The organism is Halorubrum sp. SS7, assembly GCF_005435055.1.
Lineage (GTDB): Archaea > Halobacteriota > Halobacteria > Halobacteriales > Haloferacaceae > Halorubrum > Halorubrum salinarum.
Genome location: NZ_SGXV01000289.1, coordinates 1 through 488, shown reverse-complemented (window position 1 = coordinate 488; position 488 = coordinate 1). Strand labels below are relative to the sequence as shown.

Sequence of the window (488 nt, the reverse complement as noted above, 5' to 3'; positions counted from 1 at the left end):
GCGGCGTCGCCGACCGCGTCCAGCGCCGCGTCGAACTCCGACTCGGGCAACAGCACGTCGATCCGGGCGTCGTCGTCGACGGGATTCACGTCGCCGGGATGCCCCGCGATCGCGGTCCAGCCCCGCTCTCGGTACGCCGCCGCCGTCGACTCCGCGTCGTCCTCGACGGCTCCCCATCGCGGTCCGGGATCGGTTCCGTTCACGATCCGCGGCTACCGGCCGCACCCGTACATATGCGTCGGTCCCGGTCGGTCCCCGTCGGTTCTCGTCACGCTCCGATCCCTGCTGGCCGTCGCACCGATCGCGACTCGCTCCTGTCAACGGATCGCTAGCAGACGGGCGCGGTAGGGGCACTCTCTGCCGGTAGGTTCATAACGCTCTGTCGTTTGAGATCGCCTATGCCTACTGACAGCGATGATCACGTCGACAGGCGGACGGTGCTCAAGTACGCCGGAACGGCCGGTGCGGTCGGACTCGCGGGCTGTTCC

General features: G+C 68.9%; 1 protein-coding gene and 1 pseudogene. One reads left to right on the top strand and one right to left on the bottom strand.

Going from position 1 to position 488, the window contains the following annotated elements; all coding sequences use genetic code 11:
- Nucleotides 1-203 (bottom strand): annotated as a pseudogene (locus tag EXE44_RS18075) (hypothetical protein); the annotation flags it as partial.
- 195 nt (nucleotides 204-398) lie between these two features.
- Between EXE44_RS18075 and EXE44_RS21975 the strand changes: the two are divergent.
- The coding region (locus tag EXE44_RS21975; protein WP_137718052.1) for a twin-arginine translocation signal domain-containing protein at nucleotides 399-488 on the top strand (90 nt) is incomplete at its 3' end.